The organism is Silvimonas terrae (assembly GCF_014202765.1).
GTDB classification, from domain to species: Bacteria; Pseudomonadota; Gammaproteobacteria; order Burkholderiales; family Chitinibacteraceae; genus Silvimonas; species Silvimonas terrae.
This window is the reverse complement of record NZ_JACHHN010000002.1, coordinates 46,607-72,317: the sequence shown is the minus strand read 5'-3', so window position 1 is coordinate 72,317 and position 25,711 is coordinate 46,607. Positions and strand designations below refer to the sequence as shown.

The 25,711-nt window shown below is 57.5% G+C and carries 26 protein-coding genes; 6 read left to right on the top strand and 20 right to left on the bottom strand.

Translation table 11 applies throughout. The features are described 5' to 3' along the window. Window positions 1-2 precede the first annotated feature (2 nt). From HNQ50_RS04545 to rpoE, 14 genes are all read right to left on the bottom strand, one after another. The gene (locus HNQ50_RS04545) at window positions 3-371 is read right to left on the bottom strand and encodes a SpoIIAA family protein (RefSeq protein WP_184098092.1); all 369 of its coding nucleotides are present in this window, start codon (window positions 369-371) and stop codon (window positions 3-5) included. Window positions 372-489: 118 nt separating this feature from the next. Next, the gene (locus tag HNQ50_RS04540; protein WP_184098090.1) at window positions 490-1,260 is read right to left on the bottom strand and encodes a pyridoxine 5'-phosphate synthase; all 771 of its coding nucleotides are present in this window, start codon (window positions 1,258-1,260) and stop codon (window positions 490-492) included. 161 nt (window positions 1,261-1,421) lie between these two features. After that, on the bottom strand, window positions 1,422-2,165 hold the full coding sequence (gene recO / locus HNQ50_RS04535) for a DNA repair protein RecO (protein WP_184098088.1): 744 nt from the start codon (window positions 2,163-2,165) through the stop codon (window positions 1,422-1,424). Window positions 2,166-2,225: 60 nt separating this feature from the next. Then, window positions 2,226-3,161, bottom strand: a complete 936-nt coding sequence (gene era / locus HNQ50_RS04530) for a GTPase Era (RefSeq protein WP_184098086.1) — start codon at window positions 3,159-3,161, stop codon at window positions 2,226-2,228. A 56-nt stretch (window positions 3,162-3,217) separates the two neighbouring features. Further along, window positions 3,218-3,928, bottom strand: coding sequence for a ribonuclease III (gene rnc, locus HNQ50_RS04525; protein ID WP_184098084.1), 711 nt, complete (start codon window positions 3,926-3,928; stop codon window positions 3,218-3,220). Between the two features lie 3 nt (window positions 3,929-3,931). After that, window positions 3,932-4,300 (bottom strand): DUF4845 domain-containing protein, encoded by a 369-nt coding sequence (locus HNQ50_RS04520; protein WP_184098082.1) that lies wholly within the window; start codon window positions 4,298-4,300, stop codon window positions 3,932-3,934. A gap of 68 nt (window positions 4,301-4,368) precedes the next feature. Further along, a complete protein-coding gene (lepB, locus tag HNQ50_RS04515; protein WP_184098080.1) occupies window positions 4,369-5,331 on the bottom strand; it encodes a signal peptidase I in 963 nt (320 codons plus the stop codon). 82 nt (window positions 5,332-5,413) lie between these two features. Beyond that, window positions 5,414-7,207 carry a translation elongation factor 4 gene (lepA, locus tag HNQ50_RS04510; RefSeq protein WP_184098078.1) on the bottom strand — a complete coding sequence of 598 codons (1,794 nt, stop codon included), beginning with the start codon at window positions 7,205-7,207 and terminating at the stop codon, window positions 5,414-5,416. A gap of 166 nt (window positions 7,208-7,373) precedes the next feature. Beyond that, complete coding sequence (locus tag HNQ50_RS04505; RefSeq protein ID WP_246428586.1) at window positions 7,374-7,637, bottom strand: glutaredoxin family protein; 264 nt, start codon at window positions 7,635-7,637, stop codon at window positions 7,374-7,376. Continuing rightward, window positions 7,634-9,064 carry a DegQ family serine endoprotease gene (locus HNQ50_RS04500; protein ID WP_184098076.1) on the bottom strand — a complete coding sequence of 477 codons (1,431 nt, stop codon included), beginning with the start codon at window positions 9,062-9,064 and terminating at the stop codon, window positions 7,634-7,636. The genes HNQ50_RS04505 and HNQ50_RS04500 overlap by 4 nt, the downstream gene beginning before the upstream one ends. Window positions 9,065-9,139: 75 nt before the next feature. Next, window positions 9,140-9,631, bottom strand: coding sequence for a SoxR reducing system RseC family protein (locus tag HNQ50_RS04495; protein WP_184098074.1), 492 nt, complete (start codon window positions 9,629-9,631; stop codon window positions 9,140-9,142). A 49-nt stretch (window positions 9,632-9,680) separates the two neighbouring features. Further along, window positions 9,681-10,682, bottom strand: a complete 1,002-nt coding sequence (locus HNQ50_RS04490) for a MucB/RseB C-terminal domain-containing protein (RefSeq protein WP_184098072.1) — start codon at window positions 10,680-10,682, stop codon at window positions 9,681-9,683. After that, complete coding sequence (locus HNQ50_RS04485; RefSeq protein ID WP_184098070.1) at window positions 10,682-11,194, bottom strand: sigma-E factor negative regulatory protein; 513 nt, start codon at window positions 11,192-11,194, stop codon at window positions 10,682-10,684. The genes HNQ50_RS04490 and HNQ50_RS04485 overlap by 1 nt, the downstream gene beginning before the upstream one ends. 58 nt (window positions 11,195-11,252) lie before the next feature. After that, window positions 11,253-11,864, bottom strand: coding sequence for an RNA polymerase sigma factor RpoE (gene rpoE / locus HNQ50_RS04480; RefSeq protein ID WP_184098068.1), 612 nt, complete (start codon window positions 11,862-11,864; stop codon window positions 11,253-11,255). 363 nt (window positions 11,865-12,227) lie between these two features. Between rpoE and nadB the strand changes: the two genes are divergently transcribed. Together nadB and HNQ50_RS04470 are read left to right on the top strand one after the other, a co-directional pair. Then, entirely contained in the window at window positions 12,228-13,808 is a 1,581-nt protein-coding gene (gene nadB / locus HNQ50_RS04475; RefSeq protein WP_184098066.1) for an L-aspartate oxidase, read from the top strand. A 247-nt stretch (window positions 13,809-14,055) separates the two neighbouring features. Then, complete coding sequence (locus tag HNQ50_RS04470) at window positions 14,056-14,886, top strand: triose-phosphate isomerase (protein ID WP_184098064.1); 831 nt, start codon at window positions 14,056-14,058, stop codon at window positions 14,884-14,886. 72 nt (window positions 14,887-14,958) lie between these two features. Here HNQ50_RS04470 and HNQ50_RS04465 read toward each other — a convergent pair whose 3' ends face one another. The 5 genes from HNQ50_RS04465 to HNQ50_RS04445 form a co-directional block, all read right to left on the bottom strand. Beyond that, a complete protein-coding gene (locus HNQ50_RS04465) occupies window positions 14,959-18,123 on the bottom strand; it encodes a multidrug efflux RND transporter permease subunit (RefSeq protein ID WP_184098062.1) in 3,165 nt (1,054 codons plus the stop codon). 14 nt (window positions 18,124-18,137) lie between these two features. After that, window positions 18,138-19,292 carry an efflux RND transporter periplasmic adaptor subunit gene (locus HNQ50_RS04460; RefSeq protein WP_184098060.1) on the bottom strand — a complete coding sequence of 385 codons (1,155 nt, stop codon included), beginning with the start codon at window positions 19,290-19,292 and terminating at the stop codon, window positions 18,138-18,140. Window positions 19,293-19,836: 544 nt separating this feature from the next. Further along, window positions 19,837-20,379, bottom strand: coding sequence for a hypothetical protein (locus HNQ50_RS04455; RefSeq protein ID WP_184098058.1), 543 nt, complete (start codon window positions 20,377-20,379; stop codon window positions 19,837-19,839). Window positions 20,380-20,589: 210 nt separating this feature from the next. After that, window positions 20,590-21,159, bottom strand: coding sequence for an acyl-homoserine-lactone synthase (locus HNQ50_RS04450; RefSeq protein WP_184098056.1), 570 nt, complete (start codon window positions 21,157-21,159; stop codon window positions 20,590-20,592). Window positions 21,160-21,245: 86 nt separating this feature from the next. Further along, the gene (locus HNQ50_RS04445; RefSeq protein WP_184098054.1) at window positions 21,246-21,677 is read right to left on the bottom strand and encodes a DUF4902 domain-containing protein; all 432 of its coding nucleotides are present in this window, start codon (window positions 21,675-21,677) and stop codon (window positions 21,246-21,248) included. Between the two features lie 126 nt (window positions 21,678-21,803). Here HNQ50_RS04445 and HNQ50_RS04440 point away from each other — a divergent pair, with 126 nt between their 5' ends. The 4 genes from HNQ50_RS04440 (at window position 21,804) to HNQ50_RS04425 (ending at window position 24,835) form a co-directional block, all read left to right on the top strand. Next, a complete protein-coding gene (locus tag HNQ50_RS04440; RefSeq protein WP_184098052.1) occupies window positions 21,804-22,514 on the top strand; it encodes an autoinducer binding domain-containing protein in 711 nt (236 codons plus the stop codon). Between the two features lie 625 nt (window positions 22,515-23,139). Continuing rightward, window positions 23,140-23,511, top strand: a complete 372-nt coding sequence (locus HNQ50_RS04435) for a DUF2946 family protein (RefSeq protein WP_184098050.1) — start codon at window positions 23,140-23,142, stop codon at window positions 23,509-23,511. A gap of 89 nt (window positions 23,512-23,600) precedes the next feature. Next, complete coding sequence (locus HNQ50_RS04430) at window positions 23,601-23,951, top strand: copper resistance protein CopC (protein WP_184098048.1); 351 nt, start codon at window positions 23,601-23,603, stop codon at window positions 23,949-23,951. 47 nt (window positions 23,952-23,998) lie between these two features. Beyond that, window positions 23,999-24,835: a CopD family protein gene (locus tag HNQ50_RS04425; RefSeq protein ID WP_184098046.1), complete on the top strand. Its 837-nt coding sequence runs from the start codon at window positions 23,999-24,001 to the stop codon at window positions 24,833-24,835. Window positions 24,836-24,840: 5 nt separating this feature from the next. Here HNQ50_RS04425 and HNQ50_RS04420 read toward each other — a convergent pair whose 3' ends face one another. After that, window positions 24,841-25,629: a 2OG-Fe dioxygenase family protein gene (locus HNQ50_RS04420; protein WP_221303007.1), complete on the bottom strand. Its 789-nt coding sequence runs from the start codon at window positions 25,627-25,629 to the stop codon at window positions 24,841-24,843. Between the last annotated feature and the right edge of the window lie 82 nt (window positions 25,630-25,711).

Sequence of the window (25,711 nt, the reverse complement as noted above, 5' to 3'; positions counted from 1 at the left end):
TCTTACGCGGCTGCGCCTTGTGTCCCGTCTTGCCGCACCCAGTCCACGGCTTCGTCCAGGTTATCAAAAATTTCGATACGGGCTTCAGAAAACAAGGTGTTCATCCAGGCCGACCAGGTTACCCACTGGTCGTCGGTCACCACCGCAACCCGCCCAAAATCAGAGCGATGCGCCTTGGCGAACTTGTATTCCTCAATGGCCATATCCAGCGTGTAACGCACCATTCCGGTCAAATCGAACAGCAGATTGGGTTTGCCTTCAAAGTTGATCTTGTACCGTACATCGTCTTCAAACTGGCGAAAATCATGCACGGTGAATTCGTTGAAGACAGCAACCGACACATAACCTGGCTCATGGGCAACGCTGATCATGGCACCCCCTTTGGACTTGACGATTCGGCTTGTTCACTAAAAACGCGGCATGGCCTGCCTTTGTTTACACCAGACCACCCTCTGTTGCGACCCGTTCTACAGGCATCAGTTCAGCAGATCAGTTATCGTCGTCTTCCGCCAGTTCACGCTTGGCCGTCAAACGGGCCCGGATCATCAGCATTTTCATTTCACGCACGGCGGTCGGCAACCCGACAATCAATGCATGTGCAATGATCGCGTGCCCGATATTCAGTTCAGAGACCTGGGCAATCGCCGCAATCGGCTCGGCATTGTGATAGTTCAAACCGTGCCCGGCGGAAATCACCAGCCCCAGGTTGGCCGCGTATTCTGCCGCTACCTTGACCCGGGCATATTCTGTCTCTCTGGCTTTTCGATCAAGCGCGGCTGCGTACCGCCCTGTATCAAGTTCAATGGCTTGCGCGCCAAGCGCATGGGCAAGGCGAATCTGTTCGAAATCGGGGGCCAGCAATACGCTGGTGCGCACACCCGCCGCGTTCAGTTTTTTGATGTACTCCCCAACCTCGGCCCGATTGCCCCGCACATCCAGCCCGTGCGAGCCACTTTGCTGATCGCCATCCGCCGGGACAAGGCAGACATCCTGGGGCGCAATGCCCAGCACGAAATCGAGCAGCGCCGGGTTGAGCGCCATTTGCAGATTCATGCGGGTTTGCAGCAATGCCTTGATCAACCGGACATCTTCATCGCCCACATGGCGACGATCTTCCCGCAGGTGCACGGTGATGTGATCCGCCCCAGCCTGTTCTGCCACCTGCGCGGCAAAGACCGGGCTTGGGTAACGGGCATCGCGTGCGTTGCGCAGCGTTGCGACGTGATCGATATTGACGCCAAGCGAAAGGTCACCAGCCATGAAACTGTTTCTCCAATGCAACGTTGCTTGTCCGCCTGAGGATACACCCTGAATGTTGCGTATCGCTGCCACCGGGCAAACTCACGCCTTAATCATAAGCCACTCCTGCCCTGCACCCAAGCCAGAACTGGACATCGGCCCGTTTTGCCAATGGTCGTGGCCTAAATGCGTTGCAAGTCCAGCAATAGCTGGCGCGTGTGCAAGGGCGCATCACCCAAGGCCACAGTGAGCGCCTGCCGCATCAACAACTTGCCTTGCGCCAGCGCACGCTCGTCAGCAAGCAGGCCTTTGGCAAGGGCTTGCATGACGTCACCGTCAAAGCGGCCGCCACGACTGTCAGCAACGATCAAACCCTGGCCTGCCACAAAATCATATTGTTGATCGGGCACCACAGCAGCGCCCGTGACGTCATGGGCAAGATCAACGCCGTAACCCAGTTCACTCAACAGGGCGAGCTCGAAGCCGCGCAGTATCGGCTCGACGGCGTTGCCGGCTGCGGCGGGCAGCGCCGACAGATCCCGCACCGCTTCATAGTAGGCAGTAAACAGCCGCGGCTGGGGTTCTTCTCGCGGTAACAAGCGCACCAGCAGTTCGTTCAGATAAAAGCCACACAGCAATGGCAAACCAGACGGCTGGGCAATGCCACCCTGCCATTCTGCGGCATGCAGCGTTTTGACGTCAGTACCACCAAACCAGGACATCAGCAAGGGCTGGAACGCCAGCAGCGTGCCGCGTAATTGCGAACCTGGCCGCTGCACGCCGCGGGCAGCGATAGAGACACGACCATGGTCGCGAGAAAACACCTCAATCAGCCGACTGGTTTCGCGCCAGGCATACTGATGCAGGATAAATGCAGGCTGCGTGTCTACACGCGGCTGGCCTTTGCCACCGCGCGTACGGGACACTTTGGGGGCAGGAGCGGGAGAGCCGGGCGGGCGGCGCGCCAAATCTGGACTCCGCCTGCTTTATTCAAAACCTTGCTGACGCAGCACGCGCGTATCGTCTGCCCAGCCGCTTTTGACCTTGACCCAGACTTCCAGATACACCTTGGCGTCAAAGAGCTTTTCCATATCCTGGCGCGACTCGGTGGCGATCCGCTTGAGCTTCTCGCCATTCTTGCCGATCAAAATGGCTTTCTGACCGTCACGATCTACCAGCACAGCGGCATAGATCCGATAAAGCGGGCGACCGTCACGCATGGTTTCTTCGTCAAATTTCTCGATCTCAACCGTCATGGCGTAAGGCAGCTCATCGCCCAGCGTGCGAAAGAGCTTCTCGCGCACGATCTCGGCCGCCAGGAAACGGGAATTGCGGTCGGTGATATGGTCTTCCGGATACATCGGAACGGACTCTGGCAACAGCGGCTGTACCGTTTTCATCAGTACGTCGAGTTGCTGCCCGCGCAAGGCCGAGACCGGGACGATGGCATGAAAATCAAACTGGCCGGCAATCTTCTCAATGAATGGCAGCAGCGCATCTTTTTGCGCCAGTTGATCAATTTTGGTGATCACCAGCAACACGGGTCGATGCTTGGGCAACAGCTTGAGCACCGCTTCGTCGGCCGCGCCAAACTGCCCGGCTTCAACCAGGAACAGCACCGCATCCACATCGGCCAGCGTGGTGGTTACGTTGCGGTTCATCGCATCATTCAGCGCGTTTTTGTAACGGGTCTGAAAACCGGGAGTATCGACAAAGACAAACTGCGCTTCGTCTGAGGTATACACGCCAGTAATGCGGTGGCGCGTCGTTTGCGCCTTGCGTGAGGTGATACTGATCTTTTGACCAATCAGGTGGTTCATCAGCGTGGATTTACCCACGTTCGGACGCCCGACAATGGCCACAAAACCACAACGGAACCCGTCGGCGCTTTGCGCACCGGCGATAACTTCGGAATCAGCCATGACAGGCTCCAGACTTGAATTGAATTGCAGGTCGGCCCGGCAAGCGGGCGGGACACTCAGGCGCGCCGGGGCGCTTTGCCTGGGTATTTCTCTTTCAGCATACCCAGTGCTTCACCGGCGGCAAGTTGTTCTGCTGAACGCCGGCTTGGGCCTTGCGCCAGCGTGGTGACTTTCAGTGCCGGAATACTGCAGGACATCTCGAACACGAGATTGGGCGACTCGCCTTCCTGCCGTACCACTTCATACAACGGCAAGGCGTGGTGACGGGCCTGCAACCACTCTTGCAGCGCAGTTTTCGGGTCTTTGAGCGCACGCGCCGGATCAATGGACTCGATACGGCTGACAAACAGCCGCTCGATAATCGATTGCGCCGCTTCAAAACCACCGTCCAGCCAGGCTGCGCCAAAAATCGCTTCCAGCGCATCAGCCAGAATGGACGGGCGGCGATGACCACCACTTTTCAGTTCACCCTCGCCCAACCATAGATAGTCGCCCAGATTGAGTTCGCTGGCGACATTGGCCAAAGACTCTTGCCGCACAAGGCTGGCGCGCAAGCGCGACAACTCACCCTCATTGAGCTTGGGAAAATGGATGTACAACGAACGCCCGACCACCGCATTCAGTACGGCATCACCGACAAACTCAAGGCGTTCGTTGTGGGTAGAAGCGAAGCTGCGATGAGTCAGCGCCTGCTTGATGAGGCGCTGCTCGGAAAAGGTATAACCGAGCACCTTTTGCAGGTGCTCGGGAGGAAGCACGATAGACACTGTTTACTGACCTGCCGCCGGCCCGCTTGATTTGGAAATATCGAATGCAAAAAGCAGACTGGTATTACCAACCAAGGGCACTACACGCTCGTAGCTGACGCTGATATTGGTCGTGCCACCAGCCTGAGAGATTTTGAGATCGTCTGCCTTCACTGAGACGTAATCATCAATTTCCGCGTGCTTTTCAAATGCGCCACGAATTTCAGCAGGCGGTGCGCTTCCTTCTTCTTTGACCAGCGAAGTGATGGTTCTCTGGATATTGAAATACTCAACCCAGGCCGGTACCACTTTGAAGAAAGTTACCGCCGCCGCACCAATCACCATGGCGACGATGATAAAACCAAAGAACGACAAACCCGCTTGCTTGCGCATTTTTTATAGTCCCCTTCATGCCCCCGGATCATCCTGCCCGGTTGGCAAACAGCCGTGCGCGGCTGTGTTTAGTGAATGACGGTACCGATACGGCTCAACTGCTTGGGGTTGAACCACACCAGGAATGCCTTGCCCACCACGTATTTGTCCGGCACAAAACCCCAATAACGGCTGTCCGCAGAGTGGTCGCGGTTGTCGCCCATCATGAAGTAATACCCGTCCGGCACCTTGCAGGTAAAACCTTCGTCATCATAGCGGCAGTTTTCGCGGTACGGAAAGTCACGCACCTCCGAAAGCATTACGTATGGCGGATTCTCGATGGCTTCCAGCGTGTTGTAGACATGCTCGCCCTGCTTTTCCAGGAACTGCTTGTTGCGCACCAACTGCACGCCGTCTTCCACATAATCGAGCGTACCGGCATCTTGCGTTGGCACGGGCTGACCGTTGATGGTCAGATGCTTGTTGCGGTACTCCACGGTGTCACCCGGAACACCGATGGTCCGCTTGATGTAGTTCACTGCCGGGTTTTCCGGGTAGTTGAACACCATCACGTCACCGTGCTGTGGCTTGCCCACCGGCACGAACACATTGTTCAGCACAGGCACACGCAAGCCATAAGCAAACTTGTTCACCACAATGAAATCGCCGACCACGAGGCCCGGACGCATGGAGGAAGACGGAATCTGGTAAGGCTCGATCAGGAACGAGCGCAGCAGGAATACCACCAGGATCACCGGGAAAAAGCCGCGGCCATATTCAACCCAGTCCGGCACGTGGGCAGTGCCCCGCTTTTTACCCAGCACAAACTTGTCCAGCCCCCAGACGATGCCGGTCAGCAGGACAAACACCAGCATGGCGGCAGCGATCGACAGGTACTGCACCAGCAGGATAAACACGCCCACAATCGCAAAGAGGTAACCGTACTGCACCAGTTGCGGCGCTTCCGGACCGGTACGTTCCTGCTTGCTGCCCAGCGCGATCATGATCGGGCCAAGCAAAGTCACCACGATGCCGATAAAAAGCCAGTTCATCAGAAACCTTGTTATGGATTGGATTGGAACAGGCGGGGCGTTTCGTCACCCCGCCAGCACATGCCGTTGACCGTGTTTGTAGTTATTTGTCGCTGACTTGCAGGATGGCGAGGAAAGCCTCTTGTGGAATTTCCACGTTACCCACCTGTTTCATGCGCTTTTTACCTGCTTTCTGTTTCTCCAGCAGCTTTTTCTTGCGGGTAATATCGCCACCGTAACACTTTGCCAGCACGTCTTTGCGCATGGCTTTGACTGTTTCACGGGCAATGATATGGGCGCCAATTGCGGCCTGGATGGCAATATCGAACATCTGGCGCGGAATGAGTTCCCGCATTTTGGAAACAAGTTCGCGGCCACGGTACACCGAACTGGCGCGGTGCACGATCAGGCTCAGCGCATCGACCCGCTCGCCATTGACCAGCACGTCCAGTTTCACCAGGTCGTCAGAGCGGAATTCCTTGAAGTCATAATCCAGCGAAGCATAGCCGCGCGACACAGATTTGAGCTTGTCAAAGAAGTCCATGACCACTTCCGCCATAGGCATGTCATACGTCAGCATGACCTGACGGCCCATGTACTGCATATTGCGTTGCGCGCCGCGCTTCTGGTTGCACAACGTCATCACCGCGCCCACGTAGTCCTGTGGTACGAGGATGGTGGAAGTGATGATGGGCTCGCGGATTTCTTCCACCTTGCCGGGGTCCGGCAGCTTGGAGGGGTTTTCCACTTCGACAATCGTGCCGTCTTTCATCAGCACTTCGTACACCACGGTCGGTGCCGTGGTGATGAGATCCATGTCGAATTCGCGCTCAAGGCGTTCTTGCACAATTTCCAGGTGCAACAACCCCAGGAAACCGCAGCGGAATCCAAAACCCAGTGCCTGCGAGACTTCCGGCTCAAAATGCAGTGAGGCATCGTTGAGCTGCAGTTTTTCCAGTGATTCCCGCAAGGCTTCAAAATCGTGGCTTTCCACCGGATACAGCCCGGCGAACACCTGCGATTTCACTTCCTTGAAACCGGGCAACGGCGCTTCTGCTGCGGGCTTGACCAGGGTAACGGTATCGCCGACCTTGGCGCTGGCCAGCTCTTTGATGCCGGCAATCACAAAACCCACCTCACCGGCACGCAGGACGTCGCGCTGAACCGATTTGGGGGTAAACACGCCAACCTGTTCGCACAGATGCTGCGCTTTGGTCGACATGAACAGAATCTTGTCCTTGGGCCGCAGTTCGCCATCTACCACGCGGACCAGCATGATTACGCCCACGTAGTTGTCGAACCAGGAATCAATAATCAAGGCCTTGAGCGGGCCATCCGGATTGCCCTTGGGCTCCGGCACGCGACGCACCACTTCTTCCAGGATGTCTTCAATGCCGATGCCATTTTTAGCAGAAGCACGCACCGCGTCAGTAGCTTCAATGCCGACGATGTCTTCGATTTCCTGGATCACGCGCTCGGGTTCAGCGGCGGGCAAGTCAATCTTGTTGAGCACGGCCACCACTTCCACACCCTGTTCAATGGCGGTGTAGCAGTTGGCAACGGTCTGGGCTTCCACGCCTTGCGAGGCATCCACCACCAGCAGCGCGCCTTCACAGGCAGCCAGCGAACGACTGACTTCATAGCTGAAGTCCACGTGTCCCGGGGTGTCAATCAGGTTCAGGTTGTAGACCTGACCATCACGTGCCTTGTAGGTCAGCGCAGCGGTTTGCGCCTTGATGGTAATACCGCGTTCTTTCTCGATGTCCATCGAGTCGAGCACTTGCTCGGACATCTCGCGCGCTTCGAGGCCGCCACAAAACTGGATAAAACGGTCTGCCAGCGTCGACTTGCCATGGTCAATGTGGGCAATGATGGAAAAATTGCGAATGTGCTTCATCGAGTGATTTCAGTCTGTTTCAAGGCAGTGGGCAGATGTGGCGCGCAACTGCAAAAAGGGGCACGCCTGCGTGCCCCTCGGTTGATAGCCGGATAACTGGAACGGATTTTACCGGAAATCGGGGCTGCAAACAAAAACATCGGCCCGCCGCCCTGCCCGGCTTGACTTAATGCGCCTTGACCAGCCAGGCATCCAGCGCTTCCAGGTCCAGGTGGTAGTGACAAATTTCTGCATCCAGACTGTCTGCCAGCACCGGAACCAGCTCGCCGTAACGGTCTTCCAGATCGTCATTGTCGTCAATGTCGATCCAGGTCACATGAAAACCGCGTTGCCGCGACAGCGCATCAAGTTGCTCGCGCATATTAAGGCACAGGCTGCAATACTCGCGACCGTAAAGGCGTAGCTGCATGGGCATGGTCATTGCGTTCATTTATCCTTGTCTGTGGGCGCCTTGATGGTCAGGAACAAGGAGCCATCTTGCCGCATCACTCTAAGCGCCAGGCTTTCACCCGCTTTGAGGGCTTCCAGCGACTGTTTCAACTGGGCAAAGCTGGTCAAATCAGTCCCGGCAATGCCTACGATCACATCACCGGCCTGCAGCCCGGCGCGCATGGCGGCACCACTAGCCCCCTGCACGCCTACACCGTATTTGATGCCCAGCTGTTTCAACTGTCGTGGATTGAGCTCAATCAGCGAGAGGCCAAAGCGACGCGCGGAGACCGCCTCATCACTCTTTTTGCCGCCTTGTTTGCCAGGTTTGCCCGACGCGGCCTCATCTTGTTCGTCCAGCGTGCCCACCGTCAACGAAACATCTTTGGCTGCCTTGTCACGCCAGATCTGCATGGTGGCCGTGGACCCCGGCTTGGTCGCCGTAACCAGACGCGGCAAATCACCGCTCTCTTCCACCGGCTGCCCATTGAATTTGAGCACAATATCACCCGGTTTGACGCCCGCCTTGCCGGCTGGACCATCCTTGTCTACCGCAGAAACCAATGCGCCTTGGGTCTTTGCGAGGCCAAAGCTTCTGGCCAGATCGTCGTTAACCGCCTGCACGGCCACACCAATGCGGCCACGCGTCACTTTGCCGTGCGCCTTCAGTTCATCCACCACTTTCATGGCTTCATTGATCGGAATGGAGAACGACAAGCCCATAAAACCGCCAGAACGGCTGTAAATCTGGGAGTTAATCCCAACCACCTGGCCATCCATATTGAACAGCGGTCCACCAGAATTACCGGGATTGATCGCGACATCAGTCTGGATAAACGGGGTCTGGTTTTCATCCAGCAAACGCCGCCCGGTCGCCGAAACAATCCCCGCGGTGACGGTATTTTCAAAGCCGAAGGGTGAGCCAATGGCAACGACCCACTGGCCTGGCTTGAGTGCATCAGAATTGCCCAGGTCTACTCTGGGCAAGTTGGCCGCTTCAATCTTCAGCAGGGCAATGTCGGTGCGGGTATCGGAACCCACGACAGTGGCCTTGTACTCTTTTTTGTCGGTCAGCGTGACCTTGATGGAATCCGCCTGCGCGACGACATGCGCATTGGTCAACACATAGCCATTGGCGTCAATGATGAAGCCCGAACCGAGCGACTGCGCTGTACGCTCGCGTGGTTGCTGTTGCCCGGCCGATGGGGGGACCGGAAAACCAAAACGGCGCAAAAGATTAAGCGTGTCTTCATCCAGTCCAGACTGTTCGTCCGACTCGCGCACTGTCGAGGTGGTCGAGACATTCACCACCGCCTTGCCTTCTTTTTCCACCAATTGCGTGAAATCAGGCAGACCAGTCACTGCTGCGCTGGCAGCAAGGCTGCTGAGGGCAATACAACCGCTAAGCATCAAGGTTTTGATTTGCATGATTTGGCCACTGTTCAGGAACGGGTCAAACACAGACAAACGCGCCCTCTACAAGTTCAAGGCAGAGCCTGAAGCTTAGTGTGCGCTATCCGGACTGGGGGTGTTGCGATCACAGAACTTGATGGGTTGCGCGCCAGGTTGAAGGCGCTCCAGCGTAGCCGGTTCAGCCTGGGTGGCCAGATGCCGGCGCCCACGCAAAATCATGAAACCCGCCACAAAACCCACAGCAGCACCGATGACGGCGCCCAGGTCTGGCAGGCCAAACGGTGCAACGCTGCGGCCAATCACCGCGCCAGCCATCAGGGCAATCAAGGGCACGCCATAAGCGGCAAACGCGGTACGCAGCAACATGCCGTCAGCAACGCCGATACGGACAAAGTCACCCGGCTGGGCATCCACGGTATTACGGACACGAAATGCCTCTTTGGCATTACCAAACATGCGGGTAATGGCCACCGACTTGCATCCCGTTTCCGGATCGCAATTGCCGCAAGGGGCATGGGGACGAATCCGCACCCAGACATGTTCGCCTTCACGGCTGACGACTTGTGCTTCGCTTTCAATCATATGAGTTCATTTCAATGGGCACACCAATGCGCAATTATGCGTGCTTCGCTTACTGCGCGCTCGGTTTTTCGCCTTTTGGCGTATAGGCATAGCTAAATGCCTGAACCGTTTCAGCGGGCACTTCACCCAGTACCGTAATCAGATACGGGCCAGCTTTGCGGGCAAACACGGTAATCCCGGCTTGCTGGGCAATACCCAGCGGTGCGGCCGGATCAAACGGTTCAATGAACACCGAGAGCGTGACGAGGCCATCACCATACAGGTGGTGTATCACTGGCCGCGGCTTGCCCACCATGGGGCGCTGACCCACTTTCAACAGGCGGAACCCACCCGGCAGATTATGGATATCCCATTCTGGATCTTTGGGCAGGGTCAACGTGCCTGGCGCATCATCTACCGGCGCCGGCTTGACGGGGTAAACCGGTTTGAGCTGACGTTTGTCGATCGTGCCGCCAATCTGCACCTGCGAGAACGCAAAGACTTCAACGGGCTCATGCCGCACACCCAGCATCACCGACTTGAGCATCAAACCGGTATCGGTATGAACCCAGTAGCGATGCGGATAACGCAGTTTGTCTTTGGGCTCGAAATCGTAAATGTTGGTGTCCTGCCCCGCCACGCGCTCCTGGCCGATATAGCGCACATGGTAATTGACCAGTACGTGCTCCGGGTCATCCGGAAATTGCCGCGGAAACAGCTTGGAAGACTGCCGACGGTCGATCGGGTACACCTGGCCACCTGGCAGATACAGACTGATCTGGTTGCCCTGGCGGTAAAATTCACGAGGCGGCCCATCCAGCGATTCCCGGCGCTCAATGTCGTTGCCGGAAGTGGCTTCGTGAATAACCCGGAACGCTTCCATATTGTCGCCGTGCTGATGCACGTAGACGCCCTGAAAGGTCACGGTGCGCGCGGCATTGGCCACGCGCGTCACCAACTGGGTTGCGTCCTGTGGATTCAAAAGTTCATTGGCAACGGGAGTAGCAGCCAGCAAGCGGTGGCCGGCCAGAAACAGACTGCCGGCAAGGATCCAGCCCTTGGTTTTCATCATTATTTGGTCGGTTGGGTCTCAAACGAGGCGTAAACGATATCGCGGCCATCAATCGGGTTGCCCGAATCTTCGTGATGGGCAGCAAGGTAAGCACGGAAACGGTTGTCGGTACCGGTCGCCGCGACGCGTACAACCTGCTGCTTGGCGGCGGCCATCTGCGGATTACCCAGCGGAGCACCAGTATATGCGCCGTGGAAAGCTTGCCAGCCCACCACACTCAGAAAGGCGACAGAAGCAGCGGCAGACAACGGCGCCAGCGCACGCCGCATGAAGCGACGACGGCGTGAAGCGACCGCAGCGACCAGCACGACGGGTTCAGCTGCAAGGCGCTCAGAAAAGGATTTCATGAAATCCGGCGAGAGAATGGGATGCTGTTGCATCACGTCACCCACAAGGTGCCAGTCTTGCCAGTCATTGCGCATGGCCGGATCGGCGTGCAGTTGCGCCAGAACATGGTCGAACTCGGCTGGTTCCAGCTCTCCGTCGATCAGTGCGGACAAATGTTCTTTCATGATTCGTTACCCTCTTGGTGCCCGCCGCCAGCGGGCTTTGTCGTGCTGTGTATTCCTGTTACCAGCGCCTGTCTTTGCCTACTGTCTCCAGCAAGGGTCGCAATTTGCCGGCAATGGCTTCGCGAGCCCGAAAGATACGCGATCGGACGGTACCTATGGGACAGTTCATGACGGCGGCGATGTCTTCGTACGATAAACCGTCCATTTCACGCAACGTGATGGCCGTTTTCAGTTCGTCCGGAAGTGTGTCGACCACCTCATTGACAGTTCTGACAATCTCCCTGTTGGAGAGTTCAGCATCGGGCGTATGGTAATCCGGAATCTGTGCCGCAGCATCCAGGGTTTCGCCTTCGTCGTCTTCATAATCGGCAGCAAGCTGCGGCCGACGGCCCATCGCCGCAAGGTAATTCTTGGCGGTATTGATGGCAATACGGTAAAGCCAGGTATAGAACGCGCTCTCGCCCCGAAAAGAGGGCAAGGCACGATAGGCTTTGATGAAGGCCTCTTGCGTTACGTCTTCGATTTCGTGCGGGTCACGGATGAGCCTTGAAAGCAGACGCGCAATTCTGCGCTGGTATTTGGCGACCAGGAGCTCGAAGGCTTTCTTGTCGCCGCTTTGCGCGCGCACGACAAGAGCCTGATCGACATCCCGTTCGGTTAGGTTTTCCAATGCGGGCTCCGTAAGGACCGGCCTGCTAAATATTCAAATGACAGCAATGGCATCCCGGTAATACACCGGGATAACTCCAGGGCAAATGGCGCGGCTCCCCTGATTTTGATAACAAGCACACGCGCCAGACTGGCAGCATGACATGCTGTGCATGCCATCCAGATTGCTGTCAGATGCAGACCTTCTTGATTGATTCTTTGTTATGTGGGGCTGACAAAACCGTTTTACAAGACGGACGTTGTGTATTCATCGTCGCATCCGTGCCTTAAAACCGGCTTAAAAACCGTTCAATTAATGCCACTGGCAAGTCGGCCAATGGTAGAGGCTGTTATAGTTACAACTTTGCGACAGCGACGAGTAGCTATGCGCCAGTTCGATGTGTTGATCATGGGGAGCGGCCTTGCCGGCATGACCATTGCCCTCAAGCTTGCCGACAGTTTGAAGGTGGGGCTGGTGACCAAACGGGCGCTGCGCGATGGTGGCAGCGGCTGGGCCCAGGGCGGCATTGCCGCCGTGCTGGATGATGCAGACAGCATAGAATTACACATCCGGGATACCTTTGTTGCGGGAGCCGGATTATGCGACGCGCAAGCCACTCGTTTCATTATTGAAAATTCACGTGATGCCATCGACTGGCTGATCGAGATGGGCGTGCCCTTTACCCGCGACGATTCCGGCGATACCAACTATCACGGCTACCATTTGACGCGTGAAGGGGGTCACAGCCATCGCCGCATCATTCATGCCGCAGATGCGACCGGCGCGGCGGTGATCGACACCCTGGCCAGAAAAGTGGCCTCTCACCCCAACATTACCGTGCTGGAAGACCACATTGCGCTGGACCTCATTACCGGCAAGAAACTGGGGCTTGCAGATGACCGTTGCTGGGGCGCTTATGTCTATGACAAAGCAAACGACAAGGTAGAAACCTTTGTGGCAGGTCACACCGTGCTGGCCACGGGTGGCGCCGGCAAGGTCTATCTATACACGACCAATCCGGATGTCGCGACGGGCGATGGCATTGCCATGGGCTGGCGCGCGGGTTGCAGTGTCTCGAACATGGAGTTCATCCAGTTCCACCCCACTTGCCTGTATCACCCCCACGCCAAATCGTTCCTGATTACCGAAGCCGTGCGTGGCGAAGGCGGTATTCTCAAATTGCCGGACGGCACACGCTTCATGCCGCAGCATGATGAGCGCGCTGAACTGGCCCCGCGTGATGTCGTGGCGCGGGCCATCGACTTTGAAATGAAAAAAGGCGGCTACGATTGCGTGTACCTGGATATCTCGTACAAGCCGGCTGAATTCATCAAGGAACACTTCCCCAACATTTACCAGCGCTGCCTGGAATTGGGGATTGATATCACCCGTGAACCGATCCCGGTGGTGCCGGCCGCACACTACACCTGCGGCGGTCTGGTGGTCGATCTGTATGGTCGCACCGATGTCAGTGGCCTCTATGCTGTTGGCGAAGCGGCCTGCACCGGGCTGCATGGGGCCAACCGGCTGGCTTCCAACTCCCTGCTCGAATGCATGGTGATCGGCAAGGCCACCGCCGAAGACATTCTGGCCACGCCACCTGCGGCCTTGCCAGCGGTCCCGGAATGGGATGAAAGCCAGGTCACCGATCCGGATGAAGAAGTGGTCATTGCCCACAATTGGGATGAACTGCGACGCTTCATGTGGGATTACGTCGGCATTGTGCGGACCAACAAGCGGCTGGAACGCGCGCTGCACCGCATTGAACTGCTGCAGCACGAAATCCACGACTACTACAGCAATTTCCGCGTGGGTAATGACCTGATCGAGTTACGCAACCTGGTGACGACGGCCCAATTGATCGTGCAATCGGCCATGGCACGCAAGGAAAGCCGCGGACTGCATTACAGCCGCGATTATCCTGGCATGTTGCCGGATGCGACGCCGACCATCCTCAAACCGTAAATCCAGGCAAGTCATTCGTGCGGATGGCGCCGTTTGTGTACTTGTCGGACAACAACTACAAAATCCGGTTGATTGTGGGTGGCGTGCCAGTTTAAGGTGTTTATGCACCTTTCATGTGCGCCCCCGCCAACGGGCTCAAGCTGACCGGAATGACGACCGGTTGCCGGCTCGTCGCTGTGCGGGAATCCCATCCAGGCTATACCAAAGAAAAGCCAGATCCATCCCCGCAACCCGGAGTCGAATCTTGATGAGTGAAGAAAACCTCAAACCCCTGGTGATCGGGAACTGGAAGACCTACGTCTCTCGCGAAGCCAGCGCCGGCGTTTTGGCCGAACTGGCCGAAGTACCTCATCCCAAGGATGTGGAAATTGTTGTTTGTCCGGCGCACGCATTTTTGTCCGAAGCAGCAGCACCGCTTCTCGCCAACGGTTACGTGCTTGGCGGCCAGAGCTGCAGCCTGGATCCTGATATTCCGGATGCGGTGGATGTCCCCGCCAGTGCGTTGGTGGATGCCGGCTGTAAATACGTGGTCGTTGGCCACGCCGAACGCCGGCGCATGTTCAACGAAGCCGAACACCAGATTGCCCACAAGGTCCAGCAAGCCATTCAAAGTGGCCTCACCCCGGTACTGTGTATTGGCGAAGATGCGGATCAGCGCCGCAGCAACCAGACCACCAAAGTGCTGCAACAGCAGCTCCAGCAGGCAGTGGCGTTGTTCGGCGCGGACTGGTCACGCATGATCCTGGTTTATCAGCCGCAATGGGCGCTGGATGGCTCCACCGTTATTTCCGTCATTCAACTGGCCGGTACGATCCGGGTTTTGCGTCAGTTGTTGCAGGAACTGCACGAGGACAACGGGGTTGGTTTTCCGCAGCGCATTCTCTACGGCGGCAGTGTGGATGAACACAACGCGGCGAGCTTGATGATCGGCGCAGAAATCGATGGCGTGCTGGTCGGTCGTGCATCCAATCCAGCCGAGCGCTTTTTGCAGATTTGCCTGGAAGTCTCGCTGGCTGCCCGGATTGGCGCCTACCACGGCCCGCGCCATGCGCCACTGGCGAACGGCGCCGCCGCCTGAATCCATATCTCGGGAAACCGGGTATAAAAAAAGCCGCATCACTCGATGCGGCTTTTTTGTGGGCCGGCGGGTTTACTCGCCCGCCCCTTGCAACACGGCAGCCTCTTTGCGGGACTGCTTTTTGGCGGAGCGCCGGGTCTGAATCCAGTGACTGAAGCGATCCAGATATAGATATACCACCGGCGTAGTAAACAGGGTCAGCGCTTGCGAGAGCACCAGACCACCCACCATGGCATAACCTAGCGGACGGCGCAGTTCAGACCCCGCACCGTGCCCCAGCATCAAGGGCAGGCCCGCCAGCAAGGCGCACATGGTGGTCATCATGATCGGGCGGAACCGCAAGATACACGCCTGATAGATGGATTCCTGCGGCCCCATGCCATGTTCGCGCTCGGCGGTGAGGGCAAAGTCGATCATCATGATGCCGTTTTTCTTCACAATGCCGATCAGCAAGATAATCCCGATCAAGGCGATCACCGAGAGATCGTAGCCCGCCGCCATCAAGATCAAGAGCGCGCCCACCCCCGCCGACGGCAAGGTCGACAGAATGGTCAGCGGGTGAATATAGCTCTCATACAACAGCCCCAGCACGATATACACCGCAACCAGTGCCGCCGCGATCAGATACGGTTGCGATGCCAGCGAATCCCCAAACGCCTTGGCTGTGCCCTGGAATGCACCGGTCAGCGTTTGCGGCACGCCCATTTCTGCCTGAGCCTTGCCGATGGCGTCCACCGCCTCGCCCAGCGACACACCCTTGGCCAGGTTAAACGAGATCGTTACCGCCGGGAACTGGCTCTGGTGGCTGATCGACAGATACGCCGTCTTGTTGGTGTCGATATGCACGAAGGTCGACAGCGGCACTTGCTGGTTGGTCAGCGGCGAGGTGATATAGAGCTTGTCGAACAGCGCCGGGTCCAGTTGCAGTTCCGGTTTGACCTCCAGCACCACGTGGTAGGTGTTCACCTGGGTGTAGTACTGCGCCACCTGGCGCTGGCCAATGGCGTCGTACAACGTTGCATCGATCACCGAAGGCGAGATGCCAAAGCTGGAAGCGCGTGCACGATCAATCGTCAGCACCGCTGTGGCCGCTGCGTTTTGCTGGTCAGAGGCAAGGTCAGTCAGTTGCGGCACCTTGCGGAAACGTTCCAGCAGTTTTGGCGCCCAGGTATTGAGCTCATCCAGGTTCGAATCGGTCAGCGTGTATTGATACTGCGTCCGCGACAGGCGACCGCCCACGTTGATATCCTGGCCCGCTTGCAGGAACAGGTTCACCCCTTCCACCTTGGCCAGTTTCGGGCGCAGGCGGGTGATCACCTCATCCGCACTCAAAGTACGACCTTCATCCTTGGGCTTGAGGTTGATATAGAAGTTACCGGTATTGAAGGTGCTCTGACCGCCAACCATGGCGAAGCTGGCCACATCCGGGTCCTGGCGGATGACCTCGGCCAGCGCCTGCATGCGCTCGTTCATGGCTTTGAACGAGGAGTCCTGAGCGGTTTCAGCAAAGCCGAAGACAAAGCCGGTATCTTGCTGCGGGAAAAAACCCTTGGGGATGAAGATGAACAGCACCACCGACAGCGCCACCGTGCACAGGAACACGCACAGCGTAATGAACTGGTGCTTCATCACCAGATCCAGTCCACGGCGGTAGCCGGCCAGCATGGCGTCAAAGCCGCGTTCAAACAATTGATAGAGCTTGCCGTGTTTTTCGCCATGATGATCATGCAAAAAGCGCGAGCACAACATGGGCGTCAGGGTCAGCGAGATCACCACCGACACCGCAATGGTCAGCGTGACGGTAATGGAGAACTCACGGAACAGGCGCCCGACAATCCCGCCCATCAGCAACAGCGGAATAAACACCGCCACCAGTGAGACCGAGATCGAAATGATGGTAAAGCCGATCTCGCCCGCCCCCTTGTAGGCGGCATCCATGGGCGACATACCGTCTTCCACATGGCGGTAGATGTTCTCCAGCATCACGATGGCGTCATCGACCACAAAACCCACCGCGATGGTCAACGCCATCAACGACAGGTTATCCAGACTGAAGCCCACCAGGTACATCACCGCCGCCGTGCCCATCAAGGCCAGCGGCACGGTCACACTGGGGATCAGCGTGGCCGGCACGTTGCGCAAGAACACAAAGATGATGCCCACCACCAGCAAGATGGTCAGGACCAGCGTGAATTCCACATCCCGCACCGACGCCCGAATGGTCTGGGTACGGTCCGTCAGAATGTTGACGTGAACGGTGGGTGGAATGGCGGCCTGCAAGCGTGGCAGCGCGGCTTTCACGCGTTCTACCGTTTCGATCACGTTGGCACCCGGCTGCTTGGTAATCGCCAGCACAATGGAATGCTGCCCGCTCAACACGGTTGAATCGGCCGGACTGGCCTTGCCGGCATAGGCCCAGCCCGCCAGTTTGGTATTTTCCGGGCCATCAATGGCCACGCCAATGTCCTTGATCCGTACCGGTGCGCCGTTCTTGTAGGCGATGACCATGTCGTTCCATGGCCCAGCCTTCAACAACTGGTCGTTGGTGTACACGGTAAAGCTCTGGCGTTCGCCATCAACCGTGCCTTTGGGCGCATTGACGGTGGTGGTGGCGATGACGTTGCGCACGTCTTCCAGACTCATGCCCATGCTCGACAAGCGGGCCGGATCAATCTGGATACGCACCGCCGGCTTTTGTTGCCCGCCAATATTCACCAGACCCACACCCTGGATTTGCGAAATCTGCTGCGCCAGGATGTTGTCGGCGTAGTCATTGACCTCGGTCAGCGGCAAGGTATCCGACTGGATCGCCATCACGATGATGGGCGAATCGGCCGGGTTGATCTTGCGCCAGGTTGGCGGGTTAGGCAGGTTGTTGGGCAACTGGCCAGTGGCCGCGTTAATGGCAGCCTGAACATCCACGGCCGCCGCATCAATATTGCGGTTCAGGTCAAATTGCAGCGTGATCTGGGTGGTGCCCAGTGCGCTGGATGAAGTCATCTGTGACAGGCCGGCAATCAGCGAGAACTGGCGCTCCAGCGGCTGGGCCACGTTGGAGGCCATGGTCTCCGGACTGGCGCCGGGCAAACTGGCCGAAACCTGAATGGTCGGAAAATCCACCTGCGGTAGCGGTGCTACCGGCAGCAGGCTCCATACGGCGATACCGACCAGCAAAATGGCGGCCGCCAGCAAGGATGTGCCGATCGGGCGTTTGATAAATGCAGCAGAAATACTCACGATAACGTCCCGGCTTAATGGCTGGCTGCAGCCTGTTTTTCGGCTTCGGCCACAACCGCACCGGGCTTGAGCTTGTACTGGCCGTCGATCACGACACGATCACCGGCATGTACGCCCTCGTCGATGATGGCTTTGCCATCCTGAATCTGCGCCACTTTCACCGCCTGAATCTGCGCTGCGCTGTTGCCATCCACGGTATAAACATACGTGCCGTTCACTCCGCGCTGCACCGCTGCCGAGGGCAAGGTCACCGCGTGCTCACGATCCCCCAGCACCAGGCTGACATTGACATACTGTCCCGGCCACAAGGCATGTTGCGGGTTGGGGAACGCCCCCTTGAGCGAGACCGTCCCGGTGGTGGTGTCGATCTGGTTGTTCACCAGCGAAAGCGTGCCGTGGGCCAGTGCCTCGCCACCGGTACGCGCATAAGCCACCACCTTGAGTGGCTTGCCACCCAGCGTGGCTTTGTTGACTTGCTGCAACGCGTCTTCCGGCAAGGTAAAGGTCGCCGCAATGGGGTCAATCTGGTTGATCACGACCAGACCGGTCGTATCTGTGGCATGCACGATATTGCCCGGATCAACCAGACGCGCCCCGGTCCGGCCGCTCAGCGGAGAAACAATCGTGGTGTACCCCAGTTGCACCTGGGCGTACTGGATTTGCGCATCATCGTTCTTGACGGCGGCTTCCAGTTGCGCCACCAACGCCTTCTGGGTGTCCAGCGTTTGCTGGGTAGTGGCATCTTGCTTGATCAATTCTGCATACCGGGCCAGATCACGCCGGGCGTTATCCAGTTGGGCCTGATCCTTGGCCTTGGCGGCCTGTACCTGGCCTAGCTGGGCCTGGAACGGGCTGGGATCAATCTGGGCCAGCATCTGACCGCTTTTGACGTCCTGGCCTTCCTGAAAACCCACTTTCTGCAGTTGCCCGTCCACGCGCACCTTGACGGTCACCGAGGCGTTGGCTTGTACCGTGCCAACGCCGGTCAGGTACACCGGCACGGTTTCATCGCCCGCTTTAACCGTCGTGACCCGAATCGCCGGGGCGGCGGGCGGGGGCTGGGTAGAGGCATCGGCCTTGCGGGTGCTGCTCCATAGACCTACCCCGCCGGCAACCACAAGGATTGACGCGATGGCGATGGCAGATTGGGTTTTTCTTTGCCGGGTCATGACTTTGTTCACACCTTGTGCTGGGCCAGGCTGGAGCATGGCGCCTGTTTTTTAATACCAGATGACGCGGCGGCTCAGGCCACCTGCCCCATCGATACGTTAGAAACCGGGGTTATCTGCGGGTCTGGCCCCGCTGTCTGTTCACGTTACGCTTGTCTGGCGCAGCATGAACAACCACTGGGCAGCCGCAAAGACGTTCGCGGCACTGACTTTTGCAGTGCATCAAAGCGCCTCCAACTGCACAACGCAATCCGTTACATTGCGTTGACTATCTTTACAATGGCTTTACACGCCACCGATACATGGCGCACAAACCAGAAAAAACCCAGCAAAAACAATGACAAGCCGCGTTTCTGGTCATCACGCTTGCTGACGTAAATCAAACATGAGTACATCGTCATTTATCGATGAGAGTTAATCGATATTTGTTGAAAGTTGCAATCTCTCCAAGTGCAAAGAAAACGTAAAACCCTCCGGCACCAAGGGTGCGGGAGGGTTGTGGAAAAGCGCCAGGCTGACGCGATAGCGCCAGGGTCAAACGGCCTTACATGCCGTATTCACCGCGGGCCTGGGCGACGCAGCTATCCTTGCGATCACCGCTATAGGCATCACACTTTTGCGCGGCGACCTTGTAGTCGGCCTCACGCTTGGCCTGGTCTGCCTGGTTGTCCGCCTTGTAACGGGCCTTGTTGGCATCAATGTCGGCCAGCATCTTGTCGCGATCCGCCTTGGCGGTCTGCTTGCAGACATCCTTGTCGTTACCGGCCAGGCGACCACACTTCTCTACCGCCACGTCGTAACCAGACTTGGCCCGTTCTTTGGCCGCATCAATCCGGGCGGCGTCCGTGGACTTGTCCTGGGCGTCCAGATCGGCCAGTGCAATGCTCTTGTCGGCGCCAGCCTGGGCCTCGCAGACATCCTTGCCATTACCGGCCAGTGTCTTGCACTGAGCCTTGGCGGCGTCATATCGATGGGAGATCTCGTCTTTGCGGGCGTTGTACTGGTCTGGAGCCAGTTTGGCAAAACTCAGTGCAGGGGCGGCCATCAGCGTGGCAGCAATCAGGGAATTCAGAGCAAGTTGACGCATGTTGGCACCTTTTTTTCTAAGGAAAAAAGGGCAAACGGCGCACCATCGCCAGCCACGAACCGGGGCAAGAAAGATGACTGGCCGCGCACGTTTGCCACGTCCCCACAGTACACGGGACGCCACGTGCGGCCAGTCATCCGGTTTTGCAGCCTGTTGCAAGACAATGGGCACCGCTGTGTAGGTGTCACCTGACTTGCGTAAGCAGGCTGACTATTTTGGCAAACACTCAGGCACCTCAATCAGGCACGCAAACAACGGGTAGCCGTCAATGACCATTGGCGGGCCGGCACGGCGAGCCGTGTAACCCAGTTTGCGCAGCAGACGCTCCACACCCAATGGCGATACGGTAATGACCATTTTTGCGCCCAGCCGACCAGCGCACCGAATTGACTCATGCAACAATTGCGCGGTGACAGGAGAACTGAACTGGCCACTGGCTACTGGCGTTTGCCCGCTGAAATCAACTGCGGCAAAACGGGATAACTCCCAGATATCAGGCGAACATGGTGGTACAAGGCCATTGAGCAATTGCGGAAATACATCGCCCAGCAAATACGGCCGGGTGGTGGGCAGGAGGCGTGCGCAGCCGTTGATCTGGCCCCCTTCATCATGAGATACGATATACACCGTATCACTGCGGTCAAATTGGTCCTGTTCGATTCCGGGCGGGGTATCCAATTGCCACCCCAGCATGTCCACAAAAACCTTGTGGCGGTAAACAGACAATGAATGGGCAACACCATCAGGAAGTTGTGCCGACTGTCCAGACAATATATGCATATCACCCCGCAATAGAATATGTTGCTAAAGCAGGGGAAATAATTTGCCTGTGATGCGGAAAGGAAAACTGTCAACGGCGACAGTTTCTAAGCGTATCGGGAAGTGATAGCGGCGCTGGTAGCTTCTTGCCAGAATAAACGGTCAAGCCGGGTAATCAGCAAATCTGCGGTGGTTTCAAAGCCCAGATCCTGAGATTCTTCATTGACCAGCATGATATTGCTGCGCGGTTTGCCAACCATCATGTATTGCGCATGACCGTTGTGTGAACCAATCACCCAGTCCCAACCAATAGACAATACGGGACGCACCGTACTGATCCACTCGGTGAATCCGCTGATGGCGCTCACACCGGAACCACATTTCAAAACAGCGGTGGGATCGTCGTCAAGTCCTGACACCAGGTGAATCAACTCGATTTCCTGGAGGGCATTGCAATCGAGCCGGACATATCCGTCCTGGCACAGGCCCATTGAACCAGCCAATATGCGGCCGGATTGCAAAATAATGGAAGCTGCCATTTGTTGTTGCCTTACCGTATTACGGGGTTAGCCAGTTTAAAAAAAACACTAAACCGGAACCAGTGTCAGAGTTGTCAGTAGTCCAGCGATGACACAAGGCGGGTCCGACGGGACGGGGGTTAAGTCATGTCACCATTTGTTGAAGAAAACCTGCATTCTTTGCTGAGCATTCACGATCCAAGGCTGTATTTCAGCAAGATTACGCAGCTTGCGCAGGCCATCGGTTTTGAATATTGCGCTTATGGCGCACGCATGCCTTTTCCGCTGAGTGCGCCACGGACCGAGATGGTCAACAACTATCCGGCCGCGTGGCAGCAGTGCTATTCCGAGCACCAGTACATCACGCAAGACCCAACCGTCGCGCACGGTTCACGCTCCATGGTGCCGCTGGTCTGGAGCGATGAATTGTTCGCTGATGCCCGTGAACTCTGGGAAGACGCCCGTTCCTACGGCCTGCGCAATGGCTGGGCCCAAGGCTGCCGCGATGGCAACGGCGTCGTGGGCATGATGACGGTGGCCCGCTCCGGCGAACCCATCACCGCCGTAGAGCTGGGCGAGAAAGAACCGCTATTGGCCTACCTCACGCAAGTGACGCATGTGGGCATGTCGCGCTTTTTTCTTGAACACTCCTCCTATGGGCAGGAAGTCAAACTGACCCCGCGTGAAACAGAAATTCTGCGCTGGACCGCCGAGGGCAAAACATCTGCGGAGATTGGCGATATCCTCAATATTGCCGAGCGCACGGTCAATTTTCATGTCAACAGCACGCTGGCCAAACTCAATGCGGCCAATAAAACCTCTGCCGTGGTCCAGGCCGCATTGCGCGGTTTGCTTTAATTGCCTGGCAGCAGTCCCTCTTTGATCTCAGCTTGTTGCGGGGCAGCTTATCGGGCTCCGCAACAACGGCTTTGTATTTATTTGCCTGTCGTTGGTGGTAACGGATTGCCCATGATGCATCGCCATCTGGCTGATGGGCTATCCCGTATGTCTTGAGCAGATTGTGCCCGAACAGCCCGCTGGAATCTGCCTGTCACAAGTGGCAGGCATACGGCGGGAATGCAAATCGGCTCCCTGAATCCAGTCAATCCACATTAACGACCAGTTCAAATACCAAATTAAAAACAGCCATACTCTGTCGGCAGAGGAACAATTTCATTTCAATCAACAATACCAATCTCAATTGCAATGACGTCATATAAACATGGATATAAAAACCGGATTGAATGATTGAAACCGGCACGCCCGGCACGGGAGTAAATCATCAAACCCTGTTGATGTTATCCGTTGTTTTTTCAATGAAAACCCCAAAACCAGTGCTACGCCTGTCCAGTACAATCCGCCAACCGGTACTTTGCGATACAAATATCGGTATCTGAAGCAGGCCACTAGCTCTGCCCGGCTCAAGTTATTCAATGAGAACCGTTCTCGACAAGCCGTCTTTATAACGGCACAATTCTCCACCATGTACCGCCAATTGCATCTGCTCCGCCTTGCCCTGATTGCCGCCCTGCTAGCCATGCTGGCGGCTGTGCTGGTGCCTGCGGTCATGCAGATGCTCAACCCGGTGGCGGTGGAGTTGACTACCACTGACAGCCAGCGTGAGCGGTCGGTCTGCTCTCAGCAGCAACATCAGCACGCGGGTGAGTCTGGTCAGGGGCAAAGCTGCCCCATGTGCTCGGTGTTTTGCCATGCCCCCACCCTGCCCGGCTTGCCCCAAGTGACATTCATGGCCCCGCGCAATAGCGGATGGCCGTCATTGCCACCGGCACCGGCCCGCCTGATCGTGGCGGCCCTTACCTCCCCGCCCGCTCGCGCCCCGCCTGCGAACCGCTGATTTTGTATCGTGCGCAGACTGACGCTGCGTACCGAACGGCTTGTCCTTGCGGCCAGCCCTATCCCCTGTTTGCAACACAGAGACTCATCATGAAAATCTTCCGTTCCCTCCTGGCCACAACCTTTTTGCTGGTGACTGGCCTCGCAAGTGCCCACGCCCACCCCCACGAACAAAACCCGGCGCCGGAGAGCACCGTGAGTGCCCCGCCAGAAGTGCGAATTGCGTATACCGAAGCGCTGGAACCCTCACTCTCCAGCATCAAACTGCTGGATCGGTCCGGCAAGGCGCTGGCCGACAAAGCGGTCATCGACGCGGCGGATCACAAAGTGCTGCACCTGCCCTTGCCACAACTGGCCGCCGGCCAGTACACGGTGGAATGGGTGGCGGTGGCAGAAGACGGCCATCGCACCACCGGCAAGTACAGCTTTAGCGTTAAATAAGCAAATGAGCAGATAGATAAGCAGACCCAGGCACGGATAGACACAACATGAACATGGAATGGGCTGGCCCTGGCCCGTTTGCGCTGGCAGCGCTGCTCGATAGCCTGACGGCGGTACTGGTCGGCCAGTGGTTGCTGGATCACGGCAGGATTAACTGGCGCCTGGCGGCGCTGGCCTGCCTGGCATTCCTGCTCCTGTTGCCCGTCAACGGCGCGGGCATGGCGGGGGTGGAGATCACCGCCGTCTTGCCCGCCCTGCCGGCCATTCTGTCCACCCACTTTGGCTATGTCTGGCTGGCTGGCGTGGTGGTGATGGCCCTGTTGCTGACGGTGGCACTACGGCCTGTGCCAGCCAGATTGGCGGGCGGCGTGATCTTGACCGGCTTTGTGTACTTGCGCGCCCGTACCGGGCATGTTGCTGATGCGGGTATGTTCAGTATCGCCGCCGCCGTTCACACCGTACATTTACTGGCGGCCGGCGCCTGGGCTGGCAGTGCGCTGGTCTTTGTCACCCGCCACACCAGACAAGGCCGGACCTTTGATACGCATGCGGCCCGGCGCTTGTCGCAATTGGCGGCATGGGCTCTCTTGCTGATTGCGTTGACCGGTGCGGCCAATGTCTGGCGCATGCTGGCCGGCCCGCTGGTGAGCGGATTCTGGCAACAGCCATGGGGCGTGATTCTGAAAGTGAAATTACTGCTGGTGGGCGTGGCGGTCTTGCTGGGTGCCACCAACCGCTGGAGCGTGCTGCCCGCGCTGGATCTGCAAGCAGTCAGTGGCCAGCGCCGCTTTCTGGCTCTGCTTTGGCTTGAGATTCTGGCCTTTGCGGGCGTGTTTGCCTGCGCGGCACTGCTGGGCTCGACCAGCCCGCCCATGAATATGTAATGTGATCAGCGTGCTGCGGGCAAAGGTGCGCGGCGAAAGGTCAGCACCAGAATATCCCGTACCGCCAGTTGGCCCGCCGCTTCCGGGCGGATGGGTGATACGCCATGGCGTACACGCTCGTCATTGACCACCGCCATATCCAGCGGCTCAATCAAGGTGAACGTTTGCAGGTGCTTGCCCGCCGGGTCCTGGACTGTGCTGACGCCCTGCTGCACGTTCTGGCGGTTGATCAGCACCATCAAGACAAAATCAACGCCATCCCGATGCATGCCTTCTGGCGTGGGCTGCCCCACGTTACTGCCATCGGCCGTGATGCGGAACTGGTGCATTTCCACTTGCCACGTCGTACCCGGGCGGATCGTGCCAAAGACCTGACTGCCCGCCGCCATCAAATGCGCCAGCACCGGGCTTTGCAAGACCGCCTCTGTCACCGGCTGGTAATGCCGGGCCACGCCACCATTGAGCGGGTTGTATTCCAGGCTTTGATAATGTGGCCGGTGCGGTTGCACGCAGAACGTCGCCTCTCCCGCTGCCATGCTCAGTGTGGCATGGCGACGCCGGCGGTACTTGCCGCCATCGGCCATGTATTCGTCCAGCACCAGGTCGTCCCAACTGGCCGCAAATGCGGGCCAGGCCGCTTCAAACACCGTATCAGCGCCCAAGAGCGCCCGGCTGAGTGCGGCGGGCACAAAGCAATAGCCTTGCTGGGTCAGCGCGTGGCGTAACAACAGGGCAGCAGCGCCATCAGAAGGGGAACGGGGCAAGGTCATGCAGACCGGGTCGAGCTTATCCATACATCGGCATTATCAGAGCGGGAAACCCATGCAGATAGATACAGTTCTCATCATATCGATCTGACACAGGAAAGAGTCCGTA